The organism is Streptomyces sp. NPDC048392, assembly GCF_043200575.1.
In the GTDB taxonomy this organism is placed as follows: Bacteria; Actinomycetota; Actinomycetes; order Streptomycetales; family Streptomycetaceae; genus Streptomyces.
In genome coordinates, this window is record NZ_JBICYB010000009.1 from 70,902 (window position 1) to 87,952 (window position 17,051).

Annotated in this window: 15 protein-coding genes and 1 tRNA gene; 5 read left to right on the top strand and 11 right to left on the bottom strand. The window is 70.4% G+C overall.

Annotated features, from left to right (window positions below):
• Positions 1–100: 100 nt before the first annotated feature.
• Together ACGFYH_RS15260 and ACGFYH_RS15265 are read right to left on the bottom strand one after the other, a co-directional pair.
• On the bottom strand, positions 101–436 hold the full coding sequence (locus tag ACGFYH_RS15260) for a hypothetical protein (protein WP_279566063.1): 336 nt from the start codon (positions 434–436) through the stop codon (positions 101–103).
• Between the two features lie 5 nt (positions 437–441).
• The gene (locus tag ACGFYH_RS15265; RefSeq protein ID WP_393803601.1) at positions 442–630 is read right to left on the bottom strand and encodes a hypothetical protein; all 189 of its coding nucleotides are present in this window, start codon (positions 628–630) and stop codon (positions 442–444) included.
• Between the two features lie 132 nt (positions 631–762).
• On the opposite strand from ACGFYH_RS15265, the gene ACGFYH_RS15270 reads away from it, so the two are divergent.
• Positions 763–1,752 carry a helix-turn-helix transcriptional regulator gene (locus ACGFYH_RS15270; RefSeq protein ID WP_393803602.1) on the top strand — a complete coding sequence of 330 codons (990 nt, stop codon included), beginning with the start codon at positions 763–765 and terminating at the stop codon, positions 1,750–1,752.
• Positions 1,753–1,880: 128 nt separating this feature from the next.
• Here ACGFYH_RS15270 and ACGFYH_RS15275 read toward each other — a convergent pair whose 3' ends face one another.
• From ACGFYH_RS15275 to ACGFYH_RS15305, 7 genes are all read right to left on the bottom strand, one after another.
• A complete protein-coding gene (locus ACGFYH_RS15275) occupies positions 1,881–2,918 on the bottom strand; it encodes a LuxR C-terminal-related transcriptional regulator (protein WP_393803603.1) in 1,038 nt (345 codons plus the stop codon).
• 150 nt (positions 2,919–3,068) lie between these two features.
• Positions 3,069–4,187 (bottom strand): sugar ABC transporter substrate-binding protein, encoded by a 1,119-nt coding sequence (locus tag ACGFYH_RS15280; protein WP_393803604.1) that lies wholly within the window; start codon positions 4,185–4,187, stop codon positions 3,069–3,071.
• A 192-nt stretch (positions 4,188–4,379) separates the two neighbouring features.
• Positions 4,380–4,835, bottom strand: a complete 456-nt coding sequence (locus ACGFYH_RS15285; protein WP_393803605.1) for a heat shock protein transcriptional repressor HspR — start codon at positions 4,833–4,835, stop codon at positions 4,380–4,382.
• A gap of 5 nt (positions 4,836–4,840) precedes the next feature.
• Positions 4,841–6,037: a molecular chaperone DnaJ gene (dnaJ, locus tag ACGFYH_RS15290; RefSeq protein ID WP_393803606.1), complete on the bottom strand. Its 1,197-nt coding sequence runs from the start codon at positions 6,035–6,037 to the stop codon at positions 4,841–4,843.
• A 42-nt stretch (positions 6,038–6,079) separates the two neighbouring features.
• Complete coding sequence (gene grpE, locus ACGFYH_RS15295; RefSeq protein WP_393803607.1) at positions 6,080–6,751, bottom strand: nucleotide exchange factor GrpE; 672 nt, start codon at positions 6,749–6,751, stop codon at positions 6,080–6,082.
• Entirely contained in the window at positions 6,748–8,604 is a 1,857-nt protein-coding gene (gene dnaK, locus ACGFYH_RS15300) for a molecular chaperone DnaK (RefSeq protein ID WP_393803608.1), read from the bottom strand. Before dnaK ends, grpE begins: the two co-directional genes overlap by 4 nt.
• 95 nt (positions 8,605–8,699) lie before the next feature.
• Positions 8,700–9,848, bottom strand: coding sequence for an MraY family glycosyltransferase (locus ACGFYH_RS15305; RefSeq protein WP_393803609.1), 1,149 nt, complete (start codon positions 9,846–9,848; stop codon positions 8,700–8,702).
• A gap of 243 nt (positions 9,849–10,091) precedes the next feature.
• Here ACGFYH_RS15305 and ACGFYH_RS15310 point away from each other — a divergent pair, with 243 nt between their 5' ends.
• From ACGFYH_RS15310 to ACGFYH_RS15320, 3 genes are all read left to right on the top strand, one after another.
• Positions 10,092–12,398 (top strand): (Fe-S)-binding protein, encoded by a 2,307-nt coding sequence (locus tag ACGFYH_RS15310; RefSeq protein ID WP_393803610.1) that lies wholly within the window; start codon positions 10,092–10,094, stop codon positions 12,396–12,398.
• A gap of 177 nt (positions 12,399–12,575) precedes the next feature.
• Positions 12,576–13,865 (top strand): FG-GAP repeat domain-containing protein, encoded by a 1,290-nt coding sequence (locus ACGFYH_RS15315; RefSeq protein ID WP_393803611.1) that lies wholly within the window; start codon positions 12,576–12,578, stop codon positions 13,863–13,865.
• 94 nt (positions 13,866–13,959) lie between these two features.
• Complete coding sequence (locus ACGFYH_RS15320; RefSeq protein WP_393803612.1) at positions 13,960–15,012, top strand: Yip1 family protein; 1,053 nt, start codon at positions 13,960–13,962, stop codon at positions 15,010–15,012.
• A 90-nt stretch (positions 15,013–15,102) separates the two neighbouring features.
• Here ACGFYH_RS15320 and ACGFYH_RS15325 read toward each other — a convergent pair whose 3' ends face one another.
• Complete coding sequence (locus ACGFYH_RS15325; RefSeq protein ID WP_393803613.1) at positions 15,103–15,600, bottom strand: phosphoribosyltransferase; 498 nt, start codon at positions 15,598–15,600, stop codon at positions 15,103–15,105.
• A gap of 13 nt (positions 15,601–15,613) precedes the next feature.
• Positions 15,614–16,189 (bottom strand): dCTP deaminase, encoded by a 576-nt coding sequence (gene dcd / locus ACGFYH_RS15330; RefSeq protein ID WP_393803614.1) that lies wholly within the window; start codon positions 16,187–16,189, stop codon positions 15,614–15,616.
• Positions 16,190–16,728: 539 nt separating this feature from the next.
• Here dcd and ACGFYH_RS15335 point away from each other — a divergent pair.
• A tRNA-Gly gene (locus ACGFYH_RS15335) sits at positions 16,729–16,802 on the top strand.
• Positions 16,803–17,051: the final 249 nt, after the last annotated feature.

Sequence of the window (17,051 nt, forward strand, 5' to 3'; positions counted from 1 at the left end):
CGTCCGCGCACATACGACAGCGGCGTCACCGTGTTCAGGTCACGGTGACGCCGCTGCCGGGGGGAGCACCTGCGCGATTTGTTGCGACGGGGGAATCGCGTCAGGCGCTGCGGGGGGTGGCCGAGATGGTCCTCACTTCGGGGATCTCCGGCTGCGCGAGCCGGTGGTCCCTCTGGTCCAGGTTCACAAAGATCATTCCGTACCGAATGGCACACCGCACAGGCTGCGGCGCTCCTCGCGGCCGCCGCAGACACCGGTACGCCCGTACGTCGCCGTCCTCGTCCAGCGTGACGACGACCGGCTCGCCGAAGACGGTCACCATCAGGGAGTCACCGGAGTGGGGGATCGCGGTGACCAGGTCGATGAAGTGCCAGCCCGAGCGGTAGGCGGTGGCCATTTCACGACGGAATGAACGGTCGTCGGGTGGAGTCGTCATGTCGATCAGTCCCACTTGCTGTCCGCCGGGAGATTGACTGCCTCGTCACCGACCGCGGCGGCAGGCGCAATCTCGACCCCAACAACCGCACCGTGCGCGTCGCCCTTCGCACCGGAGAGGCCAGCCAGAGCTCCGAAGGCCACAACGGCGGAGACGGCGACAACAAGCACCGAGCGAAGCATTTTCTTACGCATAGTCGGCTTCGTCCTCACTTGAAGATCCCCTCTATCCCCCGTCGGATAAGACGATGGCTCATTCAGGCACGTCATGGCCACACAATCGGTGCATCATGTTCCTGCACGTTCAGGACCCTGGGGGGTGGAGATTTGACATCAAATGGGACTAACACGACACATCCCCATACGGTCACCGAGCTCTGCGAGGACGGAAGGCGCCTCTACGCGGGTGCTCTGCGCACAGGACGCGTCCTGCGGACGGATGCCGAGTCCGCTCCGTGTCTGATGGAGTTCGCGCTGCTTCATCCCGATCCCGACGACGCGCAATGGCTGCGTCCGGTGCCTCCGGCGATCGCCCTCGCCCAGCGGCTCAACCCCATCGAGCGCGAGATCACCGAGCATCGGCGGCTGTCGATCGCACTCTCCGAAGTCTTCGAACCGTTCATGGCTCTCGGTGTCCAGGACACCGCCCCCACCCACTCCATCAGTGTGCTGGAGGGCCTGGACCGCATCAACGCGGCTCTCGACCTGGCCACGGCCCAGTGCCAGACCGAGATGCTCACCGTGCAGCCCAGTGGCAGCGCCCGCAGCGCCGAGCACCGCGTCCTGGAGGCGCTGGAGCGCGACAAGCCGCTGATCGAGCGGGGGGTCAGGATCCGGACCCTCTACCAGCACACCGCGCGGTACAACCCCGAACGACTGGCCTACGTGGACCAGTTCGCGAACGGAAAGGTCGAGTACCGCACCATCGACGAACTCGTCGAGCGCCTCATCATCTGTGACGAGGCCGTCGCCTTCATCCCCATCCGTGAGGACCGGCAGGTCGCTCTGGAGCTGCGCCATCCGGGACTGGTGCGCTACCTCACCAAGGTGTTCGAGTTCATGTGGGGTCGCGCGGTGCCGCTGTCCGCCGGCGCCCCCTACGAGACCGCCTCCGACGGCATCACCGGCATCCAGCACTCCATCGCCAAGCTCCTCGTCGAGGGCCACGTCGACGAGGCCATCGCCCGGCGCCTGGGCATGAACGTCCGGACCTGCCGGGCCCACATAGCCAAGCTGGCCTCCGCCCTGGGCAGCGGCAGCCGCGCCCAGCTCGGCTTCCTCATCGCCCAGTCGGGGATTCTCGACCACGACAGCTGAGCGGCACGACCACGCGGCAGAGGCACTGTGCGCGGCGGGCCCGAAGGTGCACACCCGTGCCCTGCGCGAAGGCTTCGAGCCCCTGAATGCGGGCGAACCGCCAGGAGCCGGCGCCCAGCTCGGCCACCTCATCGGGCAGTCGGGGATTCCTGACCCGGAAGAGTGAACCTCGCGGTCCGGCGGCGGGAGGCGCCGTCCAGCCCCGCCTGGGCGATGCGTACGCCCAACTGCGTGCGGCTGGCCGCGCCCAGGGTCTCCGAGAGGCGGGCGATGTGCGCGCGGGCCGTGCGGACGCTCATGCCGAGGCGCTCCGCGATCACCGCGTCCTGGTGGCCCTCCGCGAGGAGCGCCGCGATGGACTGCTCGCGGTGGGAGATGCCCTCGATGCCGGTGTCGGGAAGGGGGGCGGTCAGGGGGATCGCCAGGCGCCACAGGCGTTCGAAGACCGTGACCAGGTAGGCGACCAGCGCGGGGTGGCGAAGTTCCAGGGCCATCGTGCGGTCGGAGTTGGCAGGCACGAAGGCGACCGTGCGGTCGAAGAGGATGAGGCGGTCGATGACCTCGTCGAGGGTGCGGGCCTCCACCGCGTCGCCCATCAGCTCCAGGTAGTTGAGCAGACCCTGCCCGTGCCGGGCCACGTGCGTGTACAGGTCCCGCATCCGCACCCCGCGCCCGCGCAGCGCCAGCGCCCGGTGCAGCCCCTCCGACAGCTCGTGCTCACGCCGGATGCCGCCGGGCTGGACGGTGAGCACCTCCGTCGTACAGGCCTGCGTCGCCTCGTCCATCGCGGCCTGGATGCGGGACAGCCCGTCGAGGACCCGGATCGCCGTGCTCTCCGGGCCGGCCGGGGTCCGGAGCAGCCGGCCGAGGCCCGCGTACCGCTCGAAGGCGTCCACCGCCGAGCCCACCCGCCGCTGACTGGCGCTGACCTCGTCGCGGACCCCGCGCAGCAGCCGGGTCATGACCTCCTGCGGGGAGGTCGGCACCAGCCAGTCCATGTCGTCGGGGTCGGGGTGCAGCAGGGCCAGTTCCAGGAGGCAGGGGACCGGCTCGGCGTCCCGGCGCGACACCCGGCCGCGCCGTACGGCCCGGGAGTACAGGCGGTCCCCGGCCGCGCACAGCCGGTCGGCCCCGTGCGGGTGCTCCTGAGCCCCGTGCCCGGCCATCGCCCATCCCACCCCCGGTTCCGGCTCTTCCGCAGCGCAACTATGCGCGGACGGGACCGGCTCCGCAACACGGCTCCGTCCGGAGCAGGAGCCGGAAAGGAACGGTAGCGACCGGAATGCCCGGGCGGCGCGACCGGGAGGACCAGCGGGCTACTTCAGCCCGATCTCCGCGCAGTCGTTCGTGTACTTGGCGGTGCAGATGTCGGTGACCTTGTAGAAGCCGTCCGCGACGACCGTCTCTCCGATGTTGTCCTGGGTGAGGGCGACGACGGGGACGAGCTGGGCGGGGACGGACTTGTGGGTGGGGCTGTCGACCTTGTCGCGGGTGAGCGCGTCGAACTGGATGTCCCGGCCCTGGACCCGCGCCACGGCCATCTCCGCCGCGTTCTCGGCCTCCTGGGGGTAGGACTTGTACACGCTCATGTACTGCTCGCCGGTGACGATCCGCTGCACCGCCGCCAGTTCCGCGTCCTGCCCGGTGATCGGCGGCAGGTCGGTGACGCCCGCAGCCTCCAGGGCCTTGATGATGCCGCCCGCCATGCCGTCGTTGGCGGAGTAGACGCCCGCGATGTTCTTCTTGCCGATCTTCTCGATCGCCTCGGTCATGTTGGCCTCGGCGTTCTCCGGCTTCCAGTCCTTGGTGTCGAAGGACTGGGCGATGTTCACCTTGCCGCTCAGCTCGGACAGCGCGCCCGCCTTGAACTGCTTGGCGTTCGGGTCGGTGGACGAGCCGTTCATCATGACGACCTTGTCGGAGCTGCTCGACTTGTCGCCGAGCGCCTCGACGAGGGAACGGCCCTGGACCTCGCCGACCAGCTCGTTGTCGAAGGAGATGTAGGCGTCGATCGGGCCCTCGGCCAGCCGGTCGTAGGCGATGACGGGGATACCGGCGTCCTTGGCCTTCCGCACGCCGTCCCCGATGGCGTGCGCGTCGACCGCGTCAAGCACGATCACGTCGACCTCGTCCTCGACCATCTGCTGCATCTGCTCGGCCTGCTTGGGGGCGCTGGCCTCGGCGTTGGCGTACTTGACGTTGCCCTCGTCGCGCGTGAGGTCGCCGACCTTCGCCTTGAAGAAGGGGTAGTCGAACTGCTCGTAGCGCGTGTTCTCCTTCTCCGGGAGCAGCAGCCCGACCGTGATGTCGTTGCCCTTGGTCGGACTCGCCTCGTCGCTGCTCTCCGACGCGCCCAGCACTCCACAGGAGGCCAGCGAGGCGGTCATCAGGGACGCGGCCACGGATATGGCGATACGACGGGCACGGCTGCTCACTGCGCTTGCCTTCCGACACACGGGTGTTGTGGGTGACCCGGGTGACCGGGTGACCCAGGTGAAGGAAGCCAACGCTGTCTTCACCAAATCGTCAAGAAGTACTAGACCAATGAGACAGCACCGTTGTGAACAAGCCCCGGAGGCCGGGTCGGGCCGCCGGGGCTGTCGATGCCGTTTCCCTTGTGCCGCCTGTCAGTCCGGGGACTGACCAGGACGCTTGGGCCGCCACACCACCAGGGCGCTTGTCTGCTGTACCTCTTGGTAAGGGACCAGGTCACGGCGGTACGACGCGTGCACCGCCGCCTCGCGCTGGCGCATCGCCGTGGCCGCGCCGTCGAGGGCGGCCGCCAGCTCCGCGGCCCGGGCCTGGAGCGCGGCGACCTGGTTCTCCAGTTCGATGATGCGCTTGATTCCGGCCAGGTTGATGCCCTCGTCCTGCGACAACTGCTGGACCTGCCGGAGCAGTTCGATGTCGCGGGCCGAGTAGCGGCGGCCGCGGCCGGGCGTGCGGTCCGGGGAGACCAGGCCGAGGCGGTCGTACTGGCGCAGGGTCTGCGGGTGCAGACCGGAGAGCTGGGCCGCCACCGAGATGACGTAGACCGGGGTGTCCTCGGTCAGTTCATACGGGTTGCGTCGACGACCGTCCATCCCCATCAAGCTCCCTTCGCCGCCTGGAACAACTCCGCCCGCGGATCCTCGTCCGCGGTCGCCTCGCGATACGCCTCCAGTGCGTCACGAGCCTTCCCCGTCAGATCCTTCGGAACACTCACCTCCACGGTGACCAGGAGGTCGCCGCGGGTGCCGTCCTTGCGGACCGCGCCCTTGCCCCGGGCCCGCATGGTGCGGCCGTTGGGCGTGCCCGCCGGCAGCTTCAGCGTGACGGGCGGACCGCCCAGGGTGGGCACCCTGACCTCGCCGCCGAGGGCCGCCTCGGCGTAGGTGACCGGGACGGTGACGGTGAGGTTGTCGCCCCTGCGGCCGAAGACGGGGTGTTCCTTGACGTGCACGACCACGTACAGGTCGCCCGCCGGGCCGCCCCGCTCGCCCGGCGTGCCCTTGCCGCGCAGCCGGATGCGCTGCCCGTCCGACACCCCGGCGGGGATGCGGACCTGCATCGTCCGCGAGGACTTGGCGCGTCCGGAGCCCTTGCAGACCTCGCAGGGGTCCTCGGCGATCAGGCCGCGGCCCTTGCAGTCCGGGCACGGGTCGGTGAGCGAGAAGCCGCCGCCCGAGCCCCGGGCGACCTGGCCGGTGCCGACGCAGGTCGGGCACACGCGCGGCGTGCCGTTCTTGTCGCCGGTGCCGGAACAGGCCTTGCAGGGCGCCTGCGAGGACATCCGCAGCGGGACGGTCGCGCCCTCGATGGCCTCGGTGAAGCTCAGGGTGACCTCGGACTCGATGTCCTGCCCGCGCCGCGGCTGTGTGCGCGTGCCGGTGCCCGGGCCGCCGCCGGTGCGGTTGAACAGGCCGCCGAAGACGTCCCCGAGCCCGCCGCCGAAGCCTCCGGCGCCACCCGGCCCTCCGCCCTGGGCGCCGCCTCCGAAGAGGTCGCCCAGGTCGAAGTTGAAGGTGCCGCCGCCGCCCGCGCCCGGCCCCGGACGGAAACCGCCGTTGCCGAAGAGGGCGCGGGCCTCGTCGTACTCCTTGCGCTTCTTGGGGTCACCGAGGATGTCGTTGGCCTCGGAGATCTCCTTGAAACGCTCCTCCGCCCTGACGTTTCCCTTGTTGGCGTCCGGGTGGTTCTCGCGGGCGAGCTTCCGGTACGCCTTCTTGATCTCGGCCTCGGTGGCGTCCTTGGGGACGCCGAGAACCTTGTAGTAGTCCTTCTCGATGAAGTCCTTGGTACTCATCCCCGACGTCCCTCCTTCCTCGTCTTCCTCGTCACTTCGAGCTCAGCCCTCGTCCGGGCCACCGCTCTCCTTGTTTCCGGCGTCGTCCGGGGAGTCGGTCTGCGCCTCGGCGCCCTCCTCGGCCGGCTTGACCGTCTGGGCGCCCGGCTGCGGCTCGGCGACCGCCACCCGCGCGGGGCGGATGGTGCGTTCGCCGATCCGGTACCCGGGCTGCAGGATCGCCACGCAGGTCGTCTCGGTGACGTCGGGTGCGTAGGAGTGCATCAGGGCCTCGTGGATCGTCGGGTCGAAGAGCTCGCCCTCCTTGCCGAACTGCTGGAGGCCCATCTTGGCGATGATCGTCTCCAGCGACTCCGCGACGGACTTGAAGCCTCCGACCAGTTCGCCGTGCTCCCGGGCGCGCCCGACGTCGTCGAGCACGGGCAGCAGCTCGGACAGGAGGTTCGCGACGGCGACCTCCTTGACCGCGGCGCGGTCCCGCTCCACCCGGCGGCGGTAGTTCTGGTATTCGGCCTGGAGCCGCTGGAGGTCCGCCGTGCGCTCACCGAGCGCCGTGCGCACCTGGTCCAGCTGGGCCACCAGGCCCGCGTTCTCGCTCGCGTCCCCGGCCGGGACCGCCCCCTCTTCAGGGGCGGCCTTCGGCTCGGCGTCGTCGGGGGTGGCGCCGGAGGGGACGTCGGGCTTCTCGTCGAAACCCGGGGTCTCCTCCGTCACGCGGCACCGTCCTTGCGCTCGTCGTCCACGATCTCGGCGTCGACGACGTCGTCGTCGGCGGCCTTGTCACCGGCACCCGCGCCGGCGCCCGGGGCCTCGCCGCCGGCGGCCTGCGCGCCCTGGGCGTCGGCGTACATGGCCTGGCCCAGCTTCTGCGAGACGGCGGCGACCTTCTCCGTGGCGGTGCGGATCTCGGCGGTGTCCTCGCCCTTGAGCTTCTCCTTCAGCTCGGCGACGGCGCCCTCGACCTCGGTCTTGATCTCGCCGGGGACCTTGTCCTCGTTGTCCTTGAGGAACTTCTCCGTCTGGTAGACGAGCTGCTCGCCCTGGTTGCGGGACTCGGCGGCCTCGCGGCGGGCGTGGTCCTCCTCCGCGTACTTCTCGGCCTCCTGGCGCATCCGGTCGACCTCGTCCTTCGGCAGCGAGGAGCCGCCGGTGACGGTCATCTTCTGCTCCTTGCCCGTGCCCAGGTCCTTCGCGGTCACGTGCATGATGCCGTTGGCGTCGATGTCGAAGGCGACCTCGATCTGCGGGACGCCGCGGGGCGCCGGGGGCAGACCGGTCAGCTCGAACATCCCGAGCTTCTTGTTGTACGCCGCGATCTCGCGCTCGCCCTGGTAGACCTGGATCTGGACGGAGGGCTGGTTGTCCTCGGCGGTGGTGAAGATCTCCGAGCGCTTCGTCGGGATCGTCGTGTTCCGCTCGATCAGCTTGGTCATGATGCCGCCCTTGGTCTCGATGCCGAGGGACAGCGGGGTGACGTCGAGGAGCAGGACGTCCTTGACCTCGCCCTTGAGGACACCGGCCTGCAGGGCGGCGCCGATGGCGACGACCTCGTCCGGGTTGACGCCCTTGTTGGCGTCCTTGCCGCCGGTCAGCTCCTTGACGAGCTCCGCGACGGCGGGCATACGGGTGGAGCCGCCGACGAGAACGACGTGGTCGATCTCGGACAGCTGGATGCCGGCGTCCTTGATGACGTTGTGGAACGGCGTCTTGCAGCGCTCCAGCAGGTCGGAGGTCAGCTGCTGGAACTGGGCCCGGGTGAGCTTCTCGTCCAGGTGCAGCGGGCCCTCGGCGGACGCCGTGATGTAGGGGAGGTTGATCGAGGTCTCGGTGGACGAGGACAGCTCGATCTTGGCCTTCTCGGCGGCCTCGCGCAGGCGCTGGAGGGCCATCTTGTCCTTGCCGAGGTCCACGCCGTGGCCGGACTGGAACTGCTTGACCAGGTAGTCGACGACGCGCTGGTCCCAGTCGTCACCACCGAGGTTGTTGTCACCGTTGGTGGCCTTCACCTCGACGACGCCGTCGCCGATCTCCAGCAGCGAGACGTCGAACGTACCGCCACCGAGGTCGAAGACCAGGATGACCTGCTCGTCCTTGTCCAGGCCGTACGCCAGCGCGGCGGCCGTCGGCTCGTTGACGATGCGCAGGACGTTGAGGCCCGCGATCTCACCGGCCTCCTTGGTGGCCTGGCGCTCGGCGTCGTTGAAGTACGCCGGGACGGTGATGACCGCGTCGGTCACCTTCTCGCCCAGGTAGGACTCGGCGTCCCGCTTCAGCTTCTGCAGCACGAAGGCGCTGATCTGCTGCGGGTTGAAGTCCTTGCCGTCCAGGTTGACCTTCCAGTCGGTGCCCATGTGGCGCTTCACCGAGCGGATGGTCCTGTCGACGTTCGTGACCGCCTGGCGCTTGGCCACCTCGCCGACCAGCACCTCACCGTTCTTGGCGAAGGCGACGACGGACGGCGTGGTCCTGGCGCCCTCGGCGTTGGTGATGACGGTGGGCTCGCCGCCCTCCAGAACGCTGACGACGGAGTTAGTCGTGCCCAGGTCGATGCCGACCGCACGTGCCATGGTTAATAACCTCCAGCTGACTTGAGTGGAACAGGCTCAAGTGTGCATGACGCCCGGCGATGGGTCAACAGAGGTGAGTCGAGAAGGCTCAACTCTTATCCGTTCCTTACACGCAACGGCGTTCTGACCTGCGCGTTCTCGCCACGCCTGGCCTGACGAACCGGAAAATTCGCCCGCGGGGAGGACGCGCGGTCCGGTGCTCCGGTTGCCCCTCCGGGCGCCGGGGACTCCTCCCGCGGCCGACGAACCCGCGCCCGGGTTCCCCCGGCCGCCTCCCGCCGGGGCCCGTACACCCGTACCCGCAACAGCCCCAGCACTCCGGCGGCGACCCCGCCCGCCACCCACGGCACCGCCTGCCCGCCCACCCTGCCGGTGTGCGCGAGCACGCCCACGAGCACCGTGCACAGCGCGGTCCCGCCGAGGACCACCACGGCGCCCTGCGCGGTGAGCCCGAGCCGCCGCAGCCGGTGCGCGAGATGGTCGGGGCCGCCGCGCGACAGGGGCCGTCCGGCCAGGCGGCGCGAGAGGAGGACGAGGACGGCGTCGGCGACCGGCAGGGCGGTCAGCGCGAACAGCACTCCCGCGCCGCCGCCGGGCTCGTACCCCGCCCGGGTGAACACGGCGGTCCCGGCGAGCAGGAAACCGGTGAAGAGCGACCCGCAGGCGCCGAGCGCGATCCGCGCGGGATGCCAGTTGTGCAGCAGGAACCCGGTGAGCGCCGCGGCCAGCGCCAGCAGCAGCACCGCCGGTCCGTCCATCAGGTCCGCCGCGGCGCACGCGCCTACCCCGAAGGCGGTCACGACACCCACCGTGCCGGCCACCCCGTCGGCGTGGTCGAGCCCCCGGAAGGCGGCGGTGACCAGCGCGATCCAGCCCACGGCGAGCGCCCCGGCCAGCGGCCCGGTCTCGCCGTACGGCACCACGCAGGCCGCGGCGACGGCCGTACCGGCGAGGAGCCACCGACGCCGCAGCCGCCAGACGTCGGCGGCGAGGCCGAGAGCACCGACGGCGGCCGCGGCCACCAGCAGCCGGCCGGCCGCCGGTCCGAGCGGTACGACGCCTGACCGGTCACCGGCCCAGGCGACCAGCCCGGTGACGAGGGCGACGGCCAGTCCGCCGAGCAGCGGGACGGGCCGCTGCCGCCGGTCGACGAGGGCCAGGCGCAGGGCGGGCGCCTTCAGCAGCGCGGTGAGGAGGGCGGCGAGGAGGAAGGAAGCGGTGGCGGCGGCGATCCCGTAGAGCACGGACCCACGCTATGCCGGATATCACGTTTTGTTATGAATCGCGCGTCCGGCCCGGCGTGGCGCCGCGGCTCCCGCGACCCGGCGCGGACCGGTCCGAGCGGGTCAGGGTCACCTCAGCGACGCAGATCACCGCACGTCCGGCTACAGTGCGGCGCAGGATGGGGGTAGTCTCGGACGAACTGAATAAGTTACCGCTTAGTAATACCGCCCCCTCGTAACCTCGCAGGCCCGAGGAGCCCTCACATGCAACTCGCCGCGATCATCGTGTCGCTGGTTCTGATCGTGGTCGGCGTCGCACTGTTCGCCCGCGCCGTCCTGCAGATCTTCACCCACATGCGGCTGGGCCAGCCGGTGCCGGCCGGAACACGGACCAACGACCCCGTGGACCGCACCGTCACCGTGGTCAGGGAGTTCCTCGGCCACACCCGGATGAACCGCTGGGGCATCGTCGGAGTGGCGCACTGGTTCGTCGCGGTGGGCTTCTTCTCCCTGCTGCTGACGATCGTCAACGCCGTCGGCCAGCTCTTCCAGGCCGACTGGATCCTGCCGGTCATCGGCGACTGGGCGCCGTACAACGTCTTCGTCGAGTTCATCGGCACGATGACCGTGATCGGCATCCTCGTCCTGATCGCGATCCGCCAGATGAGCAAGCCGAACAGGCCGGGCCGCAAGTCCCGCTTCGCCGGTTCCAACTTCGGCCAGGCGTACTTCGTCGAGGCCGTCATCCTCGTCGTCGGCGTCTGCATCTTCATGCTGCACGCGCTGGAGGGCGTCCTCCACCACGTGGACGGCTACGAGGCGTCGTTCTTCATCTCGTACCCGGTCGTCTCCGCGCTGCGGGACGTGGACCTTTCCACGCTGCAGAACCTCGTCTACTTCTTCGCGGGCCTGAAGATCGCGACCTCGTTCGTCTGGATGATCACGGTCGCCCTGAAGACCGACATGGGCGTGGCCTGGCACCGCTTCCTCGCCTTCCCGAACATCTGGTTCAAGCGCGACGCCAAGGGCGGCACCGCCCTCGGCCCGCTGCTGCCGATGACCTCGGGCGGCGAGCCCATCGACTTCACCGACCCCGGCGACGACGACGTCTTCGGCGTCTCCCAGGTCGAGCAGTTCTCGTGGAAGGGCCTGCTGGACTTCTCCACCTGCACCGAGTGCGGCCGCTGCCAGTCGCAGTGCCCCGCCTGGAACACCGGCAAGCCGCTCTCCCCCAAGCTCCTGATCATGTCCCTGCGCGACCACGCGCACGCCAAGGCCCCCTACCTGCTGGCCGGCGGCGGCAAGACCATGGAGGGCGAGGAGAAGGCGTCCGCCGAGCAGCTGGGGGACGTCCCCGCGGCGGCGCTCGCCGAGGCCGAGCGTCCGCTGATCGGCACGCTGGAGGAGAACGGCGTCATCGACCCCGACGTCCTGTGGTCCTGCACCACCTGCGGCGCCTGCGTCGAGCAGTGCCCGGTCGACATCGAGCACGTCGACCACATCGTCGACATGCGCCGCTACCAGGTCATGATCGAGTCGGCGTTCCCGTCCGAGGCGGGCACGATGCTCAAGAACCTGGAGAAGAAGGGCAACCCCTGGGGCCTGGCGAAGAAGCAGCGCCTGGAGTGGCTCAAGGAACTCGACTTCGAGGTCCCGGTCGTCGGCAAGGACATCGAGGACCTCACCGAGGTCGAGTACCTGTACTGGGTCGGCTGCGCCGGCGCCCTGGAGGACCGCGCCAAGAAGACCACCAAGGCCTTCGCCGAACTCCTCCACATCGCGGGCGTCAAGTTCGCGATCATGGGCGGGGACGAGAAGTGCACCGGCGACTCCGCCCGCCGCCTCGGCAACGAGCCCCTGTTCCAGGAGCTCGGCATGGAGAACGTCATGTCCCTCAACGCCGCCTTCGGCGAGGAGATGGACGACGACGGCAAGGTCACCGACGAGTCGAGGAAGCCCAGGTCGGCCAAGAAGATCGTCGCCACCTGCCCGCACTGCCTCAACACCCTCGGCAACGAGTACCCGCAGCTCGGCGGCGACTACGAGGTCATCCACCACACCCAGCTGCTCCAGCACCTGGTCGACGAGGGCAAGCTGCTCCCGGTCACCCCGGTCGAGGGCATCGTCACCTACCACGACCCGTGCTATCTGGGCCGCCACAACAAGATCTACACGCCTCCGCGCGAGATCATCGCCGCCGTCCCGGGTGTCCGGAACGAGGAGATGCACCGCCACAAGGAGCGCGGCTTCTGCTGCGGCGCCGGCGGCGCGCGGATGTGGATGGAGGAGCGGATCGGCAAGCGCATCAACAACGAGCGCGTCGACGAGGCCCTGTCCGTCAACCCCGACATCATCTCCACGGCCTGCCCGTTCTGCCTGGTGATGCTGACGGACTCCGTCAACGGCAAGAAGGCCGAATCCGACAGCGGCTCCGCCGGGGGCGGCAAGGCCAAGGAATCCATCCAGGTCGTCGACGTCGCCCAGCTCCTGCTCGACTCCGTCAGGACCCCGGCCGACCCGGCCGGCGAGCCGGAGACGGAGAACGAGCCGACGCCGGAGCCGGTGAAGTAGCCGCCCTCCGCCCACCGCTCTCGACCGGCACCCCCGGGTCCCGTCCGGACCCGGGGGTGCCGTCCGGACCCGGGGGTGCCGTCCGGACCCGGGGGTGCCGTCGCCTGTCGACCACGTGCATCATTGCCCGGTCGTCGACGGTGATACGGGTCGGTACGGATACGGACGAGGTGAGCGGTGCGCCCGCGAAGACACACCCTGACCGGCACAGCCGCCGCCGGCTGCCTGCTGCTGCTCGCCGCCTGCGGCCACAATGGGGCGCCCGCCACCGAGGACGCCGCCCCGGTCCGCGCCGCCGGCACCCCCGCCCCGCTCCCGGTGCCGCGCGGCCGGGGCAGCGAGGTCCCCGACGACTTCAACGGCGACGGCCACCGCGACCTCGTCCTGGACGACCTGGTCAAGGCGCGGAGCCACACGGACGACGCCGGCATCGGCATCGTGTACGGCTCGTCCCGCGGACCGGCCCCCGGCACCCGGCAGTTGCTCACGCCCGAGGAACACGCGGCCCCGGTCGGCGGGCGGTCGCCGGCCGTCTTCGAGGCCGAGGCGAGCTGCGACCTCGACGGCGACGGCTTCACCGACCTGGTGGTCACCACCGACCCGCCCTACGACGGCGAGGGCCGCCCGCCTGTCCCCCTCCAGCTCCTCTTCGGCTCCCCGTCGGGACCGGCCGGCCGCGCGGTCCCGCTGACCGTCCCCGACCGGGCCCGCCACGGCGACGACTGGCCCGAACGTCCGGTGTGCGGCGACTTCGACGGCGACGGCGCCGAGGACCTGGTCGTCCACGCCTCGGCCGGCCGCCTCAGCTATCTGCGCGGCCCCTTCACCCGCGAGGGCGCCCCGCGCGGGGCCGGGGCGCCCGTCCCCTCCCCCGGCGAGGCGCCGACCGGCCCCGCCGCCGACGTGAACCGCGACGGGTACGACGACCTGGTCGTCCGCGCCTCGGCCGGCCCCGGCGGGGCGAGCGTCGTCCTGGGCGGCCCGGACGGCCCGACCCGCACCGGGGCCGCCCTGCCCACCGGTGCCGACGTCGCCCTCGGCGCCTTCGGCAGGGGCGAGGCACTGGACGCGGCCGTGGGCGCCCTGGACGGCACCGCGCTGCGCTACGACCTCCCCGGCGCCGCACGGGGCACCCTCGACACCCCCGGCTCGATGCTCGACGCCGCCGACTTCGACGGCGACGGCCTGGACGAACTGGTCTCCAGCGGCTCCGGAGTACGCGTCCTGCCGGGCCGCGGGGCGGGCCCCACGACACGGGGCGCGGTCACGGTGCGGCCCGCGGCGACGGGCACGGCACGGGTGCTGACGGCGGGCGACTTCGACGGCGACGGCCTGGCGGACCTGGTGGTGCGGACGTACCGGGGGGACACGGAGGACACCGTCGCGGTGTACCGGGGCGCGAAGAAGGCCCTGGTGACGGCGGAGCCCGCGGTCACGTTCTCGACGTCGCAGTTCCTGACCCCGTAGGGGGCACCGGCGGGCGACGCGCGGAGCGGGCGGGACCGACGCCGGGAAGCCCTCGGGGTGCACTCGGGGTGCACTCGGGGACGACCCGTAGGGGATGTCACAGCTCGGCAGCAAAGGATGCCCCGAAGGGCCGGTGCCCGCACGTCACTCTCCGGGACCAGGTACGTTCGAAGGCGTGGCTGGATTCAGGATCGGACGCGGCCGGGACAACGGCGCTCCAAACGCGCGACCGCAACGCCCCCCGTACGGACAGCAGGCGCCCCAGGGACCGTCGTACGGCGGTCCCGCCGCGCCTCGGCAGCCGTACCCGCAACCGCCGTACGGGGGTGGCGCCCCCGGCCCCGGTCCCGGCGGCTCCCCGTGGCCGCAGGCACACGGCGGCGGGCACGGTGGCGGGCACAACGGCGGGCATGGTGAGCCGGAGTACTTCGGCGACGGCGGCTACGGCCAGGGCGGGGGCCCGCACGGCGGCCAGCCCCGCCAGGCCCCGTACGACCCGTACGCGGCCGACAACCCCGGCCACACCCAGGCGTTCACGGTCGACGACCCCTACAACCAGGGCGACACCTACCGCGCCGGCTCCGCCCCCGCGCCCGGCCCGGTCGGCCCCCGCCTGCGCTGGAAGGACCTGCTGAAGGGCGTCGTCCTCGCGCCCAACCAGACCTTCCTCCAGATGCGGGACTACGCGATGTGGACCCCTGCCCTCATCGTGACGTTCCTCTACGGCCTGCTCGCGGTCTTCGGCTTCGACGGCGCCCGCGAGGAGGCGATCAACGCCACCCTCTCGAACGCGATCCCGATCGTCCTGACCACGGCGGTCGCGCTGGTGCTGAGCGCCTTCGTCCTGGGCGTGGTCACCCACACCCTGGCCCGCCAGCTCGGCGGCGACGGCGCCTGGCAGCCCACGGTCGGCCTCTCCATGCTGATCATGTCCCTCACGGACGCCCCACGCCTGGTCGTCGCGATGTTCGCCGGCGGCGACGCGCCCTTCGTCCAGATCCTCGGCTGGGCCACCTGGATCGCGGCCGGCGCCCTGCTGACCCTGATGGTCGGCCGCTCCCACGACCTGCCCTGGCCCAAGGCGCTCGGCGCCTCCGCGATCCAGCTGATCGCCCTGCTGTCCATCGTGAAGCTGGGCACGTTCTAGTCGTCCGCGTGAGGAAGGGCTGCCGACGCGTACCGGTACCGGACGCTGCCGGTCCGCCGGGGGCCCGTTCCTCCGGCGCCTCCGCGGCCGTCAGGCGTCCAGCACCTGCCCGTCCCGCCGCACGACCGGCGGCTGCGCGGACCACGGGAAGTCGATCCACTCATCGGTCCGCTTCCACACGTACTCGCACTGGACCAGCGAGTGCGACTTCTCGTAGATCACCGCGCAGCGGACCTCGGCGACCGTGTCGAGGCAGAAGTCCCGCACCAGCTTGAGCGTCTTGCCGGTGTCGGCGACGTCGTCGGTGATGAGGACCTTCTTGTCGGAGAAGTCGATGACGTTCGGGACGGGTGCGAGCATGACGGGCATGTCGAGCGTGGTCCCGACCCCGGTGTAGAACTCCACGTTCACGAGATGGATGTTCTTGCAGTCGAGCGCGTAGGCCAGCCCACCCGCCACGAAGACACCACCGCGGGCGATGGAAAGCACTATGTCCGGCTCGTACCCGTCGTCGGCGACGGCCCGGGCGAGTTCGCGCACGGCGACGCCGAACTGCTCGTAGGTCAGGCTCTCCCGAACATCACTCATCCGCGCGTCCTGCTCATACCTGGGTCCGGTGGAAGTTGAGGAAGGACCGGGAGGCGGTCGGCCCCCGCTGCCCCTGGTAACGGGACCCGTAGCGCTCGCTCCCGTACGGGTGCTCGGCCGGCGAGGTGAGCCGGAACATGCACAGCTGCCCGATCTTCATTCCCGGCCACAGCTTGATGGGCAGGGTCGCGAGATTGCTCAGCTCCAGCGTCACATGCCCGGAGAAGCCCGGGTCGATGAACCCGGCGGTGGAGTGCGTGACGAGGCCGAGCCGCCCGAGCGAGCTCTTCCCCTCCAGCCGCGAGGCGAGATCGTCGGGCAGCGAGACGACCTCGTACGTGCTGGCCAGCACGAACTCCCCGGGATGCAGGATGAACGGCTCGTCGCCCTCCGGCTCCACGAGACGGGTGAGATCCACCTGTTCGACGGAGGGGTCGATGTGCGGGTACCGGTGGTTCTCGAACACCCGGAAATAGCGGTCGAGGCGCACGTCGATGCTCGACGGCTGCACCATGGAGTCGTCGAAGGGCTCGATGCGGACCCGTCCGGCGTCGATCTCGGCCCGGATGTCCTTGTCTGAGAGAAGCACGCACCGAGGATACGCAAGGCGCGCGGAGCAGCGACAACCGCCGCCGCGCCGCGCGCCCGGTCCTACTGGGTCTCCCTGCCGAAAGGCAGGCCGTTGCCGCCCGTTACCGCTTCTGCAGGCTCACCGGCACGGCACTCCGCAGCCGCGCACACCGCGGACATCGGACGAGCCGACCGGGGCCGAGCCGCTCGGCCTGCTGCATCGGGAACGAGCTGGCGGTGAACACGTGCCCATCGGCACAGCGGACGACGGTGCGCTCCATCAAGTCCTTCAAGTCCCTTCCCCAAGAGCCGCGTCTGACTTACTACCCTGACGACAAAAGCCACAGTACGGGATGAAAGAGACGACACTCCAGGCGGCACTCCGCCCCCACGCACACCCTCTCCGGGTCCCCCACCGTACGCCCCAACTCCGAGCCCTCGCAGTCGCGTCCCCGCCCCCGAGACGGCCACCGGCCCCACGGCGCGAACACCGGGGGCCGGGCATGGGGTAGAGTGAGCGAGCGTCCAGGCACCGACGGACCACGGTCGGCGTCTTGCGCGGGTGTAGTTTAATGGTAGAACATCAGCTTCCCAAGCTGAGAGCGCGAGTTCGATTCTCGTCACCCGCTCCATGCGAAACCCCCAGGCCATTGGCTTGGGGGTTGTTTGTTGTCTAGTCCAATTCGGGAGTGCCGTGCCCTCCGCGCGCCCTAACCCGCAATAGCGGGTCCATCCAGGCGACCCGGAGCTCCACTTCGAAGGCAGCAGCACCGAACCTTCTCAAATAGCGAGACGCATTCTATGTGACCTGCACCACTCGGCGAGTGAGTGGGGGCGAAGTCGCTCTCGCAATCGGGGAGTTTGCAGCGAGCCAGAGAAGC